This window comes from Acidovorax sp. NCPPB 3576 (assembly GCF_028473605.1).
Classification (GTDB): domain Bacteria; phylum Pseudomonadota; class Gammaproteobacteria; order Burkholderiales; family Burkholderiaceae_C; genus Paracidovorax.
The window spans coordinates 5,081,072-5,096,110 of the sequence record NZ_CP097267.1 but is presented as its reverse complement, the minus strand read 5'-3'; the positions used below and the strand labels follow the sequence as shown (position 1 = coordinate 5,096,110).

14 protein-coding genes are annotated in these 15,039 nt (G+C 70.8%); 2 read left to right on the top strand and 12 right to left on the bottom strand.

Going from position 1 to position 15,039, the window contains the following annotated elements:
- Window positions 1-5 precede the first annotated feature (5 nt).
- Window positions 6-329, top strand: a complete 324-nt coding sequence (locus M5C98_RS23215; RefSeq protein WP_272549870.1) for a non-heme iron oxygenase ferredoxin subunit — start codon at window positions 6-8, stop codon at window positions 327-329.
- Between the two features lie 42 nt (window positions 330-371).
- Here M5C98_RS23215 and M5C98_RS23210 read toward each other — a convergent pair whose 3' ends face one another.
- From M5C98_RS23210 to M5C98_RS23180, 7 genes are all read right to left on the bottom strand, one after another.
- Entirely contained in the window at window positions 372-1,841 is a 1,470-nt protein-coding gene (locus M5C98_RS23210; protein WP_272549869.1) for a methyl-accepting chemotaxis protein, read from the bottom strand.
- Between the two features lie 182 nt (window positions 1,842-2,023).
- Window positions 2,024-3,355, bottom strand: coding sequence for an MFS transporter (locus tag M5C98_RS23205; RefSeq protein WP_272549868.1), 1,332 nt, complete (start codon window positions 3,353-3,355; stop codon window positions 2,024-2,026).
- A 4-nt stretch (window positions 3,356-3,359) separates the two neighbouring features.
- Window positions 3,360-3,917, bottom strand: coding sequence for a hypothetical protein (locus M5C98_RS23200; protein ID WP_272549867.1), 558 nt, complete (start codon window positions 3,915-3,917; stop codon window positions 3,360-3,362).
- A gap of 64 nt (window positions 3,918-3,981) precedes the next feature.
- On the bottom strand, window positions 3,982-4,677 hold the full coding sequence (locus M5C98_RS23195; RefSeq protein WP_272549866.1) for a hypothetical protein: 696 nt from the start codon (window positions 4,675-4,677) through the stop codon (window positions 3,982-3,984).
- A gap of 151 nt (window positions 4,678-4,828) precedes the next feature.
- On the bottom strand, window positions 4,829-6,217 hold the full coding sequence (locus tag M5C98_RS23190) for a sigma-54-dependent transcriptional regulator (RefSeq protein WP_272549865.1): 1,389 nt from the start codon (window positions 6,215-6,217) through the stop codon (window positions 4,829-4,831).
- Entirely contained in the window at window positions 6,202-7,659 is a 1,458-nt protein-coding gene (locus M5C98_RS23185; RefSeq protein WP_272549864.1) for a sensor histidine kinase, read from the bottom strand. Before M5C98_RS23185 ends, M5C98_RS23190 begins: the two co-directional genes overlap by 16 nt.
- Window positions 7,660-7,805: 146 nt before the next feature.
- Window positions 7,806-8,870: a homocysteine S-methyltransferase family protein gene (locus tag M5C98_RS23180; RefSeq protein ID WP_272549863.1), complete on the bottom strand. Its 1,065-nt coding sequence runs from the start codon at window positions 8,868-8,870 to the stop codon at window positions 7,806-7,808.
- Window positions 8,871-9,026: 156 nt separating this feature from the next.
- On the opposite strand from M5C98_RS23180, the gene M5C98_RS23175 reads away from it, so the two are divergent.
- Window positions 9,027-9,863 carry a carbonic anhydrase gene (locus M5C98_RS23175; protein ID WP_272549862.1) on the top strand — a complete coding sequence of 279 codons (837 nt, stop codon included), beginning with the start codon at window positions 9,027-9,029 and terminating at the stop codon, window positions 9,861-9,863.
- A 75-nt stretch (window positions 9,864-9,938) separates the two neighbouring features.
- On the opposite strand, the gene M5C98_RS23170 is transcribed toward M5C98_RS23175, so the two are convergent.
- From M5C98_RS23170 to M5C98_RS23150, 5 genes are all read right to left on the bottom strand, one after another.
- A complete protein-coding gene (locus M5C98_RS23170) occupies window positions 9,939-10,832 on the bottom strand; it encodes a LysR family transcriptional regulator (RefSeq protein WP_272549861.1) in 894 nt (297 codons plus the stop codon).
- A gap of 51 nt (window positions 10,833-10,883) precedes the next feature.
- On the bottom strand, window positions 10,884-12,047 hold the full coding sequence (locus M5C98_RS23165) for an acyl-CoA dehydrogenase family protein (protein ID WP_272549860.1): 1,164 nt from the start codon (window positions 12,045-12,047) through the stop codon (window positions 10,884-10,886).
- Window positions 12,044-12,448 (bottom strand): cupin domain-containing protein, encoded by a 405-nt coding sequence (locus M5C98_RS23160; protein WP_272549859.1) that lies wholly within the window; start codon window positions 12,446-12,448, stop codon window positions 12,044-12,046. The genes M5C98_RS23165 and M5C98_RS23160 overlap by 4 nt, the downstream gene beginning before the upstream one ends.
- Window positions 12,445-13,698 (bottom strand): CaiB/BaiF CoA transferase family protein, encoded by a 1,254-nt coding sequence (locus M5C98_RS23155; protein ID WP_272549858.1) that lies wholly within the window; start codon window positions 13,696-13,698, stop codon window positions 12,445-12,447. The genes M5C98_RS23160 and M5C98_RS23155 overlap by 4 nt, the downstream gene beginning before the upstream one ends.
- 171 nt (window positions 13,699-13,869) lie before the next feature.
- Complete coding sequence (locus M5C98_RS23150) at window positions 13,870-14,841, bottom strand: Bug family tripartite tricarboxylate transporter substrate binding protein (RefSeq protein ID WP_272549857.1); 972 nt, start codon at window positions 14,839-14,841, stop codon at window positions 13,870-13,872.
- Window positions 14,842-15,039 lie beyond the last annotated feature (198 nt).

Sequence of the window (15,039 nt, the reverse complement as noted above, 5' to 3'; positions counted from 1 at the left end):
ACACCATGCCAGCAATCGACACCGGATGGACCGAGGCGGCCGCGCGCGCCGACCTGCCCGAGGACGACGTGGTGGGCGTGACCGTCGAAGGACGCGACGTGGCGCTCTACACCGTGGAAGGCGAGGTGTTCGCCACTGATAACCTGTGCACGCACGGTAATGCGCGGCTGTGCGACGGCTTCCTGGAGGGGCACGAAATCGAGTGCCCGCTGCACCAGGGCCGCTTCGACGTGCGGGACGGCAGCGCGCTGTGTGCGCCGCTCACCCAGGGCCTGCGCAGTTACCCCGTGCGCGTGGAACAGGGAACGGTGTACCTCAAGCTCGCATGACGCGAGGCGGCATGCGCCCCCGTCTCAGGCGGGCGCCCCGTCTCAGGCGGGCGCCGCCAGCGTGCCGTGCGGCGTCTGGAACTGGAACCCTTCCACCACGCTCTTGAGCCGGCCGGCATGCTCCAGCAGGCTGGCCGCCGCGGCGGAGGACTGCTCGACCAGCGCCGCGTTCTGCTGGGTCATGTGGTCGAGCTCGGTGACCGACGTGCTGACTCGGCCCAGGTCGCTGGACTGGCCTTCGACCGACGTGCTGATGGTGACCACGACCTGCGAGGCGCGCCGCGCGCAATCGACCACGTTCTGCATGTTGCGGCCCGCGTCGGCCGCCAGCGTGCTGCCGCGCTGGGCCTGCGCCACCGAAGCGGCGATCAGCGTGCGCACCTCGCGCGCGGCTTCGGCGCTGCGCCCGGCCAGGGCCCGCACCTCGCTGGCCACCACGGCGAAGCCCCGGCCCTGCTCGCCGGCGCGCGCGGCTTCCACGGCGGCGTTCAGCGCGAGGATGTTCGTCTGGAAAGCGATGCCGTCGATCACGCTCACGATGTCGGCAATGCGGCCGGCGCTGGAATGGATGCCCTCCATGGTCGCCACCACTTCGGTCACCACGCCGCCGCACTGCTCGGCCAGCTGCGTGGCCTCCTGCGTCAGGCGGCGCGCGGCCACGGCCTCCTGCACGCTGTGGCGCACCACGCCGTCCAGTTGCTCCATGGACGCGGCGGCCTCCTGCAGGTGCGAGGCGGTGCGCTCGGTGCGCTGGCTCAGGTCGCGGTTGCCGGAGGCGATCTCGCCGGAGGCCGATGCCAGGCCGGCCGCCGCCAGGTGCACGTCGGCCACCACGCCGTTGAGGCGCAGCAGCGCGCCTTGCAGCGCCTGCGCCGCCGCGCTGCGCACGGTGACATGGCCCACGTCCAGCGACAGCTGGCCGTTCGCCTGCAGGCGGCACAGCTGCTGCAGCTCGGCCGACTCGACCGCATCGGCCCGCGTGCGCAGGGCGATGCCCACTTCCACGGCGGTCTGCACCACCACGAAGCTGGCGTGGATCAGGATGCGGCCGAAGTCGGGCTCGGTCAGGCAGTAGATGGGCAGCCCGGCCAGTTGCAGCCGGTCGAACGCGATGTGGTGCACCGCGATCAGCCCCGCTGCGAAGACGATGGGCCGCCAGTCGCGGTAGGCCAGCAGGAAGGCCAGGAACACGAACACGCCGAAGTGCATTTCCGTCGCGCCCAGGCTGATCTGGATGTGCAGCGCCACCATGCCCATGCCGGCCGCCACCATGGCCAGCCGGCTGAGCAGCGTGCCGCGCGCCAGCAGGTAGGCCAGCGCTGCCATTCCGGTCAGCGCCAAACCCCACAGCGCAGCGGTGCCGGGCCGGCCGTGCACCACGCCGACCCAGAGGGCGACACCCCAGCCCAGGGCGACGACGCCCAGAAGCAAGGCGTCGGCCCGCCGGCCGATCGCGTGCAGGGCGTCGTGCGCGCCCATGGAAATATCGTGGATGCCGTCGCCTCGTGCCATGCGGATGACTCCCCTGCAGTTTTGGGTGGGACAGGCCGCGGGGCAGGCAACGCTCGGGGTCGCTTCATAGATCAGGCCCGGTGGTCAGGCGCGGCGGGAAACATGTTGTAACGCATGGGCTTGGAAGCCGTCAACCGGAAAAGACGGGCGGATTGACGAATGGGGCAGGTGCTTCAGCCGCCTCAAGAAGGGATGGCCGGCGGCCTCGGCTGTGCTGCGCCGCCCTGGGTGGCCACCCGCTGCGCCAGCCAGAAGGCCGGCAGGGCCAGCACCGCGCAGCCTGCCAGCACGGCAAACGCCAGCCCGAAGTGCCCTTGTGCGCCCACCACGCTGTTGGCGATGGCCGGGCTCAGCGCCGCGCCCACGCCCTGCAGCGTCATCACCAGCCCCAGCGCGGTGTTGTAGCGGCCGCTGCCGCGCACGTAGCGCTCCACCATCAGCGGCGTAGCCACGCCCAAGGCGCCGGCGGCCAGCCCGTCGAGTACCTGCACCGGGATGTTGGCCCAGGCATCGGGAATGGCCCAGGCGATGACGCCGCGCACCGGGAGCGCCAGGATGGCGATGTACACGAACACCTGCAGGTCCCACCGCCGGCTGCGCGACACCCACAGGGCCACCGGCACCATGGTCAACTGCGCGACGACGATGGCGACACCCGTCCAGAGCAGTGGGGACGAGTCAGGCACTGTGGCGGCAAGCCGCTGGTTCAGCAGCGGCAGCATGGACGCATTGCCCAGATGAAAGAGCGCGCAGGCCAGCCCGAAGCACCACAGCGCGCGGTGGCCTAGAAACGCGCGGAAACCTTCGGGTGCCACGGCTTCGGGGTGGGAGGAGGGGGCAGGCTTGGCACCGTCGGCTTCGGCGCCGCGCGCGGCCACATGGTCGATGTCGCCGGGCCGGATCGCCCGCAGGCACGCCAGTGCACCCACGGCCATGGCGGTCATGACGACGAGCATCCAGGGCGCGCCCATCCAGTGCGCGAAGCCCGCGGCCCCCAGTGCGGACACGATGTTGCCGGCATGGCTGTAGGCCTCGTTGCGGCCGGTCTGGTGGCGCAGGCCGGCGCTGCGCGCCAGCCCGAGCGTGAGCGCGGCCAGTGCGGCTGCCAGCACCGCGCCGGCGGCGCCGGTGAGTACCTGCGACAGCACCAGCACGCTGGGCGACCGGGTCAGGAAGGCGACGGCACTCGCGCCCAGCACCGTCAGCGCGCAGACCGCCACCAGCGCCCGCTTGGCGCGCGTGCGGTCCGCGAAGGCGCCGGCCAGCGGCGTGGCCGCCATGGCGGCAAGCCCACCGGCGGACAGCACGATGCCGATCATCGTATGGTCGATGCGTTGGGTTTGCAGGTAGGTGGCGAGGAACGGACCGAGCCCGTCGCGCACGTCCGCCATGAAGAACGCCATCCAGGCCAGGGCGGTCAGGGAGGCGCCGGCCGCAGCGCCTGCGGCGCTTCGGGGCGGTGCGTCCGGGGTGGGCGCGGAAAGCGCGCCAGGGGCGGTGTGCGCGGCGGTCATCGCGTCACGGCTTGGCGGGCTTGCCCGGTACCGGGTGGCCGTTGACGGTGTGCGCCTCGATCACGTGGCCGCCGGTGCCGCCGCGCAAGGGCCTGGCGGGGCCGTGGGCCGTCACCGCATCGCCCGGCTTCAGGTGCAACTGGGCAAAGCCTTCGGGTCGCGTGTGGATGAAATCGCCCGTGTCCAGCACCACGCCGTTGGGCTCGCCGTGCCGCGCGTGGTGGATGCGCGCAACGCGGCCTTTTACCTCGCGCGGCGCGTCGTCCGGCGCGAACGCCTGGCCGTCGATGGACACCAGCCGCTCAAACGCATAGACCTCGTGCGCGGCCTCGCCATGGGGTGGCGGGGGCTCCACGGTGCCGTTGACGACCACCGTCTGGCCGGCGCGCAGGGACTCGAAGGACCGTGCCGCACGGTCGTCGTGCTTGCCGAACACGAACTGCGCGGGAACGCCATCCACATCGATCATCACGCCCTCGACGTCGCCGCGGGGGCTGTAGAGGGCATGCTGGAACTGGCCTTCGAGGGACCAGACGTCGATCATTTCCTGGGGTTTGCTCATGGTGTTTCCGAATGGGTGAGGGAAGAAGAAGCCGGTGCGGAAAAAAACGTGCCGGGCGGCGGCTTCACGGGCGCAGTGCCGGGGCGCCGATCGGGCCGCCCAGCATGTCCTGCAGGGTGTCCGGCGTGGCACCCATTTGCGCGGCCTCCATGCCGGTGCCCAGCGCGTTGCGGGTGCCCCAGCCGCGCACCGCCACGGTGGCGCCGGGCTTGAGCAGCGCCGCGACCGACGTGCCCATGTGGGGCGGAAAGCGCACGACCACACCGTCTTCCAGCAGCAGGCCATGCGCATCGCCGCGGCTGTTGAACAGCACCTGAGCCACGCGGCCGTTGGCCTGCAGGGCCGTCAGGGCCTCGCGCGGAGGCGGCGGGGGGCGCTGGCCGGGGGTGGGCGGCGTGTCCTGCACCGTGCGGCCCTGCGACTGGAAGGTCTCGGCGCGCAGCACGGGCGCATCGGGGCGGTGCCAGCCGGTCACTTCCACCGGGTCGCCGGGGCGCAGCCACGCGGTGAGGGACTCCGACAGGTGGGGCGGGAAGGCGATCTGCGTGCCGTCCTGCAGCAGCAGGCCATCCGCTTCGCCGTTCGGGTTGGGCAGCCAGCGCTGCAGCCGGCCGCTCGCGGTCGCGGACTGCTCGGCGGCGGGGGCCTGGGCCAGGGGGCCCGGCCCGCCGGGCGGGGGTGGAGGCAGCTGTGCGTGGGCGCTGGCGGCGGCGAGGGCTGCGGCCATCAGGCCGGTGCGGAGCAAGGGGTGGAGCGTCATGAAAGTCATCCTTTCGAGTGGGGATGCGCTTTCTCACTCAAGACGCGTGCCAAGGTTAGATTCCTTATGAATCAACCACTTGCGTGCGATGGCGGGTGTGCGCAGTGGGTGGAACGGCGACAGGTTGTCCGCTTTCGCGACAGGCGGTCGGTCATTCGATGCCGTATTGCGTGAGCTTGCTGTAGAGCAACTGGCGGTGGATGCCCAGGCGCCGGGCCGCGAGCGAGCGGTTGCCCTGGGCCTGCTGCAGCGCGTGTTCCAGCATGCGCCGTTCCAGCCGCTCGATGGCCTGGGGCAGCGATCCCTCCAGCCAGGCAGCGGGCAACGCGCCGTCCGCCCCGCTGCGGTCGTCGTTGCCGTGGTCATCGGGGTCGGCCTGCGAGGGCTGCAGCCCCAGGTCGGCGGCCCCCACCACCGGGCCGCGCTGCAGGGCGTGGCAGCGTTCCATGGCATTGCGCAGCTCGCGCACGTTGCCCGGCCAGGCGTGGTCCAGCAACGCGCGCGCCGCGCCAGCAGACAGGCGTTTAGCGGGCTGTGGCGCCGCGGCACCGCGCAGGAAATGCTCGGCCAGCGGCACGATGTCGGCCAGGCGATCGCGCAGCGGCGGCAGCACGATGTGCAGCACATCCAGCCGGTAGCGCAGGTCTTCGCGAAATCGCCCCTCGCGCACGGCTGCCGCGAGGTCGCGGTGGGTGGCCGCCAGCACGCGCACGTTCACCTTCACGGTCCGGTGGCTGCCCAACGGCGTGACTTCGCCCTCCTGCAGCGCGCGCAGCAGCTTGGCCTGTACCTCCGGCGCCATGTCGCCGATTTCGTCGAGCAGCAGCACCCCGCCATCGGCGGCACGGAAGCAGCCGGGCCGCTCGGCCGCGGCGCCGGTGAAGGCGCCCTTCACATGGCCGAACAGCTCGCTTTCCAGCAGCTCTTTGGGAATCGCCGCGCAGTTCACCGCCACAAACGGCCCCGCCGCGCGCGTGGAATGGCGGTGCAGTGCGCGCGCCACCAGCTCCTTGCCGGTGCCGGTCTCGCCCTCGATCAGCACCGGGGCATCGCTCGCGGCGGCCATGCCGATGCGCTTGTGCACCTCGCGCATGGCTTCGCTGATGCCGATGAGTTCGCCGTCTTCTTGTGCACCGGGCGGCGGTGCGGGCGCGACGGCCGTGGCTCCGGCGTCGGCTTCGGAGCGCAAGGCGCGCTCCAGCACCTCCACCACCGCCGCGCGGCTCACGGGCTTGGTCAGGTGGTCGAACGCCCCCAGGCGCATGGCCTCGATGGTGCCCGAGCCGCTGGCGTAGGCGGTAAGCACCACCACCGGCGGCAGCCGGGCCATGCGCGCGGCCAGTGCCTCGAGCGTTTGCAACCCGTCCATGCCGGGCATGCGCTGGTCCAGGAAGAGGGTGCTGTAGCGGTGGCCCTCCACCTGTCGCAGCGCCTCGGCCCCGCCATCGGCGCTGTGCACCTCGTGGCCCAGGCTCTGCAGGGTTTCGACCAGCGATTCGCGGAAGGCCGCATCGTCATCGACGACTAAGAGGCGCGCCATGGCAGCTCCAGGATGAAACGGGCGCCGCCGCCTTCGCGCGGCACGTAATGCAGCTCGCCCCCGTGGGCCAGGGCCACTTCGCGCGCCAGGGCCAGGCCCAGGCCGTTGCCGTCGGCGCGGCCGGTGGCGAAGGGCTCGAACAGTTGCGCCCGCAGGTCTTCGGGCACGCCGGGGCCGTTGTCCTCCACCGTCAGCGTGAACAGGGTGCGCGCCGCATCCACCTGTGCCGACAGCACGGCTTCGCCGCCGGCCGGCGCATGGCGCACGGCGTTGTCCAGCAGGTTGTCGATGGCGCGTGCCGTGTGCACGGGGTCGAACACGGCGTCGGCGGGGGCCTCGCCGCGCAGCGCCAGCCGCACGCCGCGGGCTTGCGAACCCGCGCGGGCGGTGTCCAGCCGTTCCTGCAGCCAGGGGCCGAGCGGCACGGTGCGGGGGCTGAGGGTGAGCGGCTGCACCAGCGACAGCAGGCTTTGCACCAGGCCCTCCAGCCGGTCGATCTGCGTGACGATGGACGCCAGCGCGTCGGCATGGCGGGCCGGCGGCGCGGCCAAGGCGTTGTCGGCCTTCAGGCGCATGGCGGCGATGGGGTTGCGGATCTCGTGCGCGACCGAGGCCGTCATGCGGCCCAGGGCGGTCAGGCGCAGGTCGCGGTGGCGCTGGGCCAGGGCCGCCTTCAGCCGGGCGCGTGCGTCTTCCAGGCGGGTGCCGAAGGCATTGAAGCTGTCAACGATGCGGTCCAGCTCGCGGATGCCGGTGCGCTCCAGGTGCGGCACGGTGTCGCCCTGGGCCTGGGCCAGCGCGCTTTCCAGGCGCCGCACCTGGCGCAGGCCGCGCAGCAGCATCCAGCCCAGCCAGGCACCCGAGGCCACCACCAGCAGCGCCAGCACCGCGATGCCGGTGCGCAGGGTGTCCTGTGCGGCGATGGCGCCGGCGTGGGCGCGCGTCATGGTCCACACCGCGGTGCCGGGGTGCGCGGCCAGGTGGCAGGCCGCGACGATTAGCACCTCGCGGCTGCCGCGAACCAGGTTCACGACGGGCTGGCCGGTGCTGCCGGCTTGCCTGGCCAATTCGACGATGAGCGGCTGCTCGGCGGCCGGCACGTCGATCTTGACGCCGCTGCCTTCATAGGTGGGGTAGGCATAGGCCAGCATGCCGCTGCCGGCGCGCCACACGCCGCCTTCCACCTGCGGCGCTTCCAGCAGCACCACGTGCAGCAGCACGCGCAGCAGATCGGTCTGGGGGGTGTCGGCCGGCACCGTGGGCACTGACTTGGCGTAGCGCGTGGCGATGTCATCGCAGGCCTGCGTGGCGCGTGCCCGGCTGGACGCCACCTGGGCGCCCGAGCCCGTCTGGTAGAGCACCACGATGATGGCCGCGACCAGGGCACAGGCGGCCAGCAGAAAGGCCCAGAAAAGAAGCAGTTGGATGCGCAAGGACCGCACGGCACGCCATCGGAGTGGGGACGGCGGATCGTAAGGGCGAACGCCCGCTCATCCGGTAGGAAAGCGGCGTGTCTTGCCCGGCCGGGCGTTGCCGTGTTCAACGATGGACCGTGCCAAACCCTTCGCGCGCGATGCTTCTTGGGCTGTCAGGCCGCTTCGGGGTAGAACAGCTTGCGTGTCGCCACGGGGGCCACGGCCCGGCCGATGGCCGCGATGTGGTCCGGCGTGGTGCCGCAGCAGCCGCCCACGATGTTCACCAGCCCTTCGGCGGCGAATTCATGCACCAGCCGGCTGGTGACCTCGGGGGTCTCGTCGAACCCCGTGTCGCTCATCGGGTTGGGCAGGCCCGCGTTGGGGTAGCAGCTGATGAAGGTGTCTTGCGCCACCCGGTTCAGCTCCTGGATGTAGGGGCGCATCAAGGTGGCGCCTAAAGCGCAGTTCAGGCCGATGGCCAGCGGGCGGGCGTGGCGCACGCTGTGCCAGAAGGCCGTCACCGTCTGGCCCGAGAGAATGCGGCCCGACGCGTCGGTCACCGTGCCGCTGATGATGAGCGGCAGGCGCTCGCCGCTGTTTTCGAAGAATTCGTCGATGGCGAACAGGGCCGCCTTGGCGTTCAGCGTGTCGAAGATGGTCTCGACCAGCAGCACGTCGGAGCCGCCCTCGACCAGCGCTTCGGTCTGCTCGTAGTAGGCCGCGCGCAGTTGCTCGAAATCGACGTTGCGCGCGCCCGGGTCGTTCACGTCGGGGCTGATGCTGGCCGTCTTGGGCGTGGGGCCCAGGGCGCCGGCCACGAAGCGGGGCTTGTCGGGCGTGGCGTATTTGTCGCAGGCGGCACGGGCCAGTTGCGCCGATTTCAGGTTCATCTCGCGCGCGAGATCGGCCATCTTGTAGTCCTCCTGCGCGATGGTCGTCGCGCCGAAGGTGTTGGTCTCGATCAGGTCGGCGCCGGCGGCCAGATACCGCTCGTGGATGTCGCGGATCACGTCGGGCCGTGTGAGGCTCAGCAGTTCGTTGTTGCCCTTCACATCGCGCGCGAAGTCCTTGAACCGTTCGCCCGCGCCGTCCGGCCCGGCGTAGCCCTCGCCGCGGTACTGCGCCTCGCCCAGCTTGAAGCGCTGGATCATGGTGCCCATGGCACCGTCGAGGATGGCGATGCGTTGGGTCAGTATTTCAGGCAACTGCTGGCCGCGGGTGTAGGTAATCTGCTGCATGGGTGAATTGTAAGAACCGCCGCACCGCTGCCCGCCGCACGCCTTGAATGCCTTGAATGCCTTGAATGCCTTGAATGCCTCCGCGCTGGTTGCAACGCGCAAATGTATTAAAAGGTAATATGGGTCTCTTGTGGTTCATTGCTTATGGAATCGAAAATGCCCCTTCATCGCGCCCCGCCTTCGTTCCTTCGCCGAATCCGGCCCCTTTGCCTGGGCCTTGCCACCGTCTGGAGCGCGGCCGCTGGAGCGCAGACGCCCGAGCTTCCCGCCGCGGCCCCTGTCGAGTCGCACGAGACGGCGCAACACGACGGGCATGAGTGGGGTTACACCGGCCCGGAAGGCGCCGAGCATTGGGCGGACCTGGCCAAGGAAAACGCGCTGTGCGGCAGCGGGCAACAGAACAGCCCGGTCGATCTTCAGCATGCGGTGGCGGCCGATCTGGGCCCCTTGCGACTGGACTACCGGCCGGTGCCGATGGCGGTGCGCAACACCGGGCATTCCATCCAGCTGGACCTTCCCGGCGGCGGAACGATGCGTGCCGGTGGCCGCGACTACGCTGCGCTGCAGATCCATTTCCATCACCCCAGCGAGCATTTGCTGAACGGCCGGCGCTTTCCGATGGAGGCCCACATCGTCCACCAGGGCCCGGACGGCACACTGGGCGTGCTGGCCATCTTCTTCGAAACCGGCAAGCCCAACCCCGCGTTCCAGCGGGTGCTGGACGCCATGCCCAAGGCCAAGGGCCAGACCCAGGCCGTGGCCAATGCGTCGGTCAAGGCCAGCGACTTTCTTCCGCTTCAAAAGCACCGCCGCTTCTTCCGTTACGAAGGATCGCTCACCACGCCGCCCTGCTCCGAAACGGTGGACTGGGTGGTGCTGAATGCGCCGCTGCAGGTCTCTGCCGCGCAGATCGATGCGTTCGAGCGCGTGTATCCATTCAATGCGCGCCCGTTGCAGCCGCTGCATCGCCGGTTCCTGCTGAAGAGCCGCTGATGGCGTGACGGCGGCTGTGTGCGCCCATCGCAGGGCCAGCGCCGCCATCGCACCGCCGGCCACCTTCTGCGCTTGTCAGGCCGGGTGGCCCAACGCCGCAGTGGCCGCCACGTCCAGAAACGTCTGCAGTGCCGGGGGAACGGCCTCTTCATGCCACGCCAGCACGCCCACCGTGGGGTGGTGCAGATCGGCGATGGGCACGAAACGCACGCCCTTGACCGCCGCCTGCGCCATGGAGGCCGGCACCAGCGCCACGCCCATGCGCAGTGCCACCAGCGCGACGACGGTGAGCCACTGCCGCGTGGCATGGCGCGTGTGCGGGTGGATGCCGGCGCGGTGAAAGAGCGCGATCACGTTGTCGTGGTTGGCCGGCGCCACATCGCGCGAGAACATCACGAAGGTTTCGGCCGCCAGCGCGCGCAGGTCCACCTGCGCCGCCGCGGCCATGGCGTGGCCTTCGGGCAGGCAGCAGACGAAGTGGTCCTCGGCCAGCGGCAGGCTGCGCAGCCGGTCGGGCACCACGCTGGTGTTGATGAAGCCGGCATGCAACTGCCGGTGCAGCAGGGCTTCGAGCTGCTCGCCCGAGGACATCTCGCGCAGGTTGACCTCGATGCCCGGCGCGCGCTCGCCGAAGGCGCGCACGATGGCGGGCATGTCGCGGTACACCATGGAGCCGGTGAAGCCGATGTCCAGCCGGCCGCGCTGCCCCGCGGCCACGGCGCGGGCCGTCTCGCCGGCGCGGGCCACGCGGTCGAGCGCCACGCGCACCTCGGCCAGGTAGGCATGGCCGGCGGGCGTGAGCGCCACCTGCTTGCTCGTGCGCTCGAACAGCCGCACGCCCAGTTCGTCCTCCAGCGCCTTGATGCCCGAGCTGAGCGGCGGCTGCGTGATGGCCAGCCGCTCGGCGGCCCGGCCGAAGTGCAGTTCCTCGGCCAGCACGGCGAAGTAGCGCAGGAGGTGCAGTTTCATGGCGGCGATGATGCCAGCGCGGCCCGCAGCGCCGAAAGCGGCCTGCGGCGTTCAATAGGATTTCGGCAGGCCCAGCACCTTCTCGGCGATGAAGCACAGGATGAGCTGCGGGCTCACCGGCGCCAGGCGCGGGATCCACGACTCGCGCAGGTAGCGCTCCACGTGGTATTCCTTGGCGTAGCCCATGCCGCCGTGGGTGAAGATGGCGCGCTCGCAGGCGTGGTAGCAGGCCTCGGCCGCCAGGTACTTGGCCGCGTTGGCCTCGGCCGCGCATGGCAGGTGCTGGTCGTACAGCCATGCGGCTTTCTGCACCATGAGGTGCGCGGCCTCCAGCTCCATCCACGACAGCGCCAGCGGGTGCTGGATGCCCTGGTTCTGGCCAATGGGGCGGCCGAACACCTCGCGCTCCCTGGCATAGCCCGCGGCGCGCGCCAGCGCCGCGCGGCCCAGTCCCACGGCTTCGCTGGCGATCAGGATGCGCTCGGGGTTCAGGCCGTGCAGGATGTACTGGAAGCCCTGGCCTTCCTCGCCCACGCGGTCTTCCACGGGAATGCGCAGGCCGTCGATGAACACCTGGTTCGAATCCACGCATTTGCGGCCCAGCTTGTCGATCTCGCGCACCTCGACCGTGCGGCGGTCCAGGTCGGTGTAGAACAGGCTCAGGCCCTCGGTGCCGCGGCATTCCTCCACCGGCGTGGTGCGCGCCAGCAGCAGGATCTTGCTGGCCACCTGCGCGGTGCTGATCCAGACCTTCTGGCCGTGCACCACGTAGTGGTCGCCTTCCCGCACCGCGCGGGTCTTGAGCCGGAGCGTGTTCAGCCCGGTGTCGGGTTCGGTCACGCCGAAGCAGGCCTTGTCGCGGCCCGCGATCAGCGGCGGCAGCCAGCGTGCCTTTTGTTCCTCGGTGCCGAACACCACCACCGGGTGCAGGCCGAAGATGTTCATGTGCACGGCCGATGCGCCCGACAGGCCGGCGCCGGTGGCCGAGATCGTGTGCATCATCAGCGCGGCCTCGCGGATCCCCAGGCCGGCGCCGCCATAGGCCTCGGGCATGGCGATGCCCAGCCAGCCGGCGTCGGCCAGCGCGCGGTGGAAGTCCTCCGGAAAGCCGCCTTCGCGGTCGCGGCGCAGCCAGTAGTCGGCATCGAACGGGGCGCACACGCGCTCGATCGCGTCCTGGATCTGGGCGTGTTCGGGAGAGAAGTCGAAGTTCATGGGGCGGGCCGGATCACCTTGTCGGGCGACTCGCCGTAGGGCGGGCTGTAGATCACCAGCAGCTTCACGGGGGTGTCGCTGGTCACGGTGAAGACATGCATCTGGTCGGCCGGAAAGAAGCACATGTCGCCCGGCACCATGTCGAAGGCTTCGCCCGCCACTTCGGCGCGGGCCGTGCCTTCGAGCAGGTAGCACGACTGCTCGATGCCCGGATGGGCGTGGGGCAGGGCGCCGCCGCCCTGGTGCAGCGTGCCCAGCAGCACTTCCATCTGCTGCGCGCCCACCGTCTCGGGGCCGATCAGGCGCTGGTTGTGCGTGTGGTGGTGGTTGGCGGGCTGGTAGCTGGGCACCTGGGCGGCGCGCACGCGGTAGCGGGGCGGGGGGGTGGTGGCGGGGTTCATGCGGGTTCTCCGGTGGCGGCGTGGCAGGCGTTTTGCGCGAGCAGGGCGTCGATCTGGGTGGGGGTGTAGCCGGCCTCGGCCAGCAGGGCGCGGGTGTGCTGGCCCAGTTGCGGCGCCGGTGCCAGGGTGCGGGGCGGCGGAGTGGCCGACCAGCGCGTGGGATGGGCCATGGCGTGCATGGGCCCCTCGGTGGGGTGCACGCTGTCGTGCAGGAAGCCCGTGGCGCGCAACTGCGGGTTGGTGAGCAGGTCGGCCGGCGAGTTCATCGGCATGTGCGGCACGTCGGCGGCATCCAGCAGCGCCTGCCACTGGGCCGTGGTGCGGGTGCGCAGGATGCGCGCCACCTCGGCATAGACGGCATCGATGTTCGCCGCGCGGGCGCCGTGCGTGGCAAAGCGCGGGTCCTGCGCGAGGCCCTGCGCCTCGCCGATCTCGCCGATGGCTGCGAAGAAGCTGCGCCAGTGCTTGTCGTTGTAGATCAGCACACAGAGCATGCCGTCGGCCGTCGCGTAGGGCTTGCGGTGCGTGGTCAGCAGCCGGGCGTAGCCGGCCTCGCCCTGCGGCGGCTCGAAGGTCAGGCCCGCCATGTGGTCGCCCAGGATGAACTGCGCCATGGCCTCGAACATGGGCACGACGATGGCCTGGCCCTGCCCCGTCTTTTCGCGGGCATAGAGCGCCGCCGTCACCGCGTACACCGCATGCAGCCCAGTCACCCGGTCCGACAGCGTGGTGGGCGCATAGGCCGGCTCGGGCGCGCCGTAGCGCTGCATGAGCCACGGGATGCCGGTGGCGCCCTGGATCAGGTCGTCGTAGGCGGGGCGGGCCGCGTCGGGGCCTTCCTGGTCGAAGCCGCAGCAGCTCACGTGGATCAGGCGCGGGTTGCGCGCGGCCACGCTGGCCGGGTCCAGGCCCAGCCGCGCCAGGGCCTGCGGGCGCACGTTGCTGATCAACACGTCGCAGCGCTCGGCCAGCCGCAGCGCGGCCTCGCGGCCCTCCGGGTGCTTGAGGTCCAGCGCGATGCTGCGCTTGCCCGCGTTGGCATGCAGGAAGATGTGGCCCATGCCGGGGTGGCGCATGGGGCCCACATGGCGCATGTTGTCGCCGTCGGGCGTCTCCACCTTGATGACCTCCGCGCCCAGCTGCGCGAGGATCTGCGTGGCGAACGGGCCCATGATGACCGAGGTCAGGTCCAGGATCCGCACGCCCGCCAGGGGGCCGGTGGGTGAAGTGCTATGCGTGTTGTCGGTCATGCCATTCTCCAGAACGTCTGACAGGGGCAGCGGCCGGTGCCACCGGTGCGGCCCGCGCGAGCAGACGCCGCGCAAGGGCCGCCCCGCCGCGCTGGCGTCGTCCCCCTTCCCGCAGCGCGCAGCGATGCGAGAGCAAGGGGGAAGCGGCAACGCCGCTCAGGGGGATGTCGTTCATTCGGGCTGGATGCGGGCCTGCTGGATCAGCGTGCGCCAGTGGGCCAACTGGTCGGCCACGTAGGTCGCGAATTCCTGCGGCGTCTTGCTGGGCCACACCTGGAAGCCGATCTGCGCGAGCTTGTCCTGCGTGTCCTTTTCGGCCAGCACGGCCTGCAGCTCCGTGTTCAGGCGGTTCACGATGGCCGGCGGCATGCCGGCCGGCCCGAAGATGCCGTTCCACGACGTGAGGTCGAAGCCCTTCACCGTCTGCCCGATCGGCGGCACGCCCGGCAGCAGGGGCGAGGGCTGCGTGGTGGTGATGCCCAGCGTGCGCACCTTGTCGCTGGTGAGCATGCTCTTGCCCGAACCCAGGTCGGCCACGTAGACCTGCACCTGCCCGCCCACCAGGTCCGTCATGGCCTGGGGGCTGGACTTGTAGGGGATGCTCAGCACATCGACCTGGGCGATGTGCTTGATGCTCTCCATCGCCACCAGCGAGGTGCTGTTGGGCGTGGCGTAGCTCAGCTTGCCCGGGTTGGCGCGCGCGTAGTCGATCAGTTCGGCCAGCGTCTTCGCCGGCACGCCGGGGTGCACCGCCAGCGCGAAGGGCAGCTCGCCCACCCGCGCCACGGGCGTGAAGTCCTTGATGGGGTCGTACTTCAGGTGGCTGTAGAGCGCCGGGTTGGCCGAGTGCGACGTGTTGGTGGTCATGAACAGCGTGTAGCCGTCCGGCTTGGCCTTGGCCGCGATCTGCGCGGCCACCTGCGCGTTGGCGCCGGGCTTGTTGTCCACCAGCACGGGCTGCTTCAGGCGCTCCGCGAGCTTTTGCCCGACGGTGCGCGCGACCGAGTCCGTGCCGCTGCCGGCCGCGAACGGCACGATCAGGGTGATGGGGGCGTTGGGGTACGGCGGCTGCTGGGCCCGTGCGGGCGCCACGGCGGCGGCCAGGCCGCAGGCTGCCAGCAGGGCCGGGATGAGGTGCTTCATGTCGTTTGTCTCCTGGGTCGGTAGGCCATGCCCCTGTGCCGGGGCTGAAGGCATCTTGTCCGGCGCAGCGATTCGCGTCCAATTGAATAATCGGAGCGATCCATTCGCGTTGCGAATCGTTGGGGGCCACCGGCCGATGGCGGGGGCGCGGGGCCGGCGCACAATAAGCGCCTTTCCTGGTGGGCCGCCCGGCGCGGC

What these genes read in the sequence shown, in the direction of transcription:
- M5C98_RS23200 (WP_272549867.1), bottom strand. Translation starts at nt 3,917, where the DNA reads ATGAGCAAACCCCAGGAAATGATCGACGTCTGGTCCCTCGAAGGCCAG.
- M5C98_RS23150 (WP_272549857.1), bottom strand. Translation starts at nt 14,841, where the DNA reads ATGAAGCACCTCATCCCGGCCCTGCTGGCAGCCTGCGGCCTGGCCGCC.
- M5C98_RS23205 (WP_272549868.1), bottom strand. Translation starts at nt 3,355, where the DNA reads ATGACCGCCGCGCACACCGCCCCTGGCGCGCTTTCCGCGCCCACCCCG.
- M5C98_RS23195 (WP_272549866.1), bottom strand. Translation starts at nt 4,677, where the DNA reads ATGACGCTCCACCCCTTGCTCCGCACCGGCCTGATGGCCGCAGCCCTC.
- M5C98_RS23190 (WP_272549865.1), bottom strand. Translation starts at nt 6,217, where the DNA reads ATGGCGCGCCTCTTAGTCGTCGATGACGATGCGGCCTTCCGCGAATCG.
- M5C98_RS23215 (WP_272549870.1), top strand. Translation starts at nt 6, where the DNA reads ATGCCAGCAATCGACACCGGATGGACCGAGGCGGCCGCGCGCGCCGAC.
- M5C98_RS23210 (WP_272549869.1), bottom strand. Translation starts at nt 1,841, where the DNA reads ATGGCACGAGGCGACGGCATCCACGATATTTCCATGGGCGCGCACGAC.
- M5C98_RS23160 (WP_272549859.1), bottom strand. Translation starts at nt 12,448, where the DNA reads ATGAACCCCGCCACCACCCCCCCGCCCCGCTACCGCGTGCGCGCCGCC.
- M5C98_RS23175 (WP_272549862.1), top strand. Translation starts at nt 9,027, where the DNA reads ATGCCCCTTCATCGCGCCCCGCCTTCGTTCCTTCGCCGAATCCGGCCC.
- M5C98_RS23165 (WP_272549860.1), bottom strand. Translation starts at nt 12,047, where the DNA reads ATGAACTTCGACTTCTCTCCCGAACACGCCCAGATCCAGGACGCGATC.
- M5C98_RS23180 (WP_272549863.1), bottom strand. Translation starts at nt 8,870, where the DNA reads ATGCAGCAGATTACCTACACCCGCGGCCAGCAGTTGCCTGAAATACTG.
- M5C98_RS23170 (WP_272549861.1), bottom strand. Translation starts at nt 10,832, where the DNA reads ATGAAACTGCACCTCCTGCGCTACTTCGCCGTGCTGGCCGAGGAACTG.
- M5C98_RS23155 (WP_272549858.1), bottom strand. Translation starts at nt 13,698, where the DNA reads ATGACCGACAACACGCATAGCACTTCACCCACCGGCCCCCTGGCGGGC.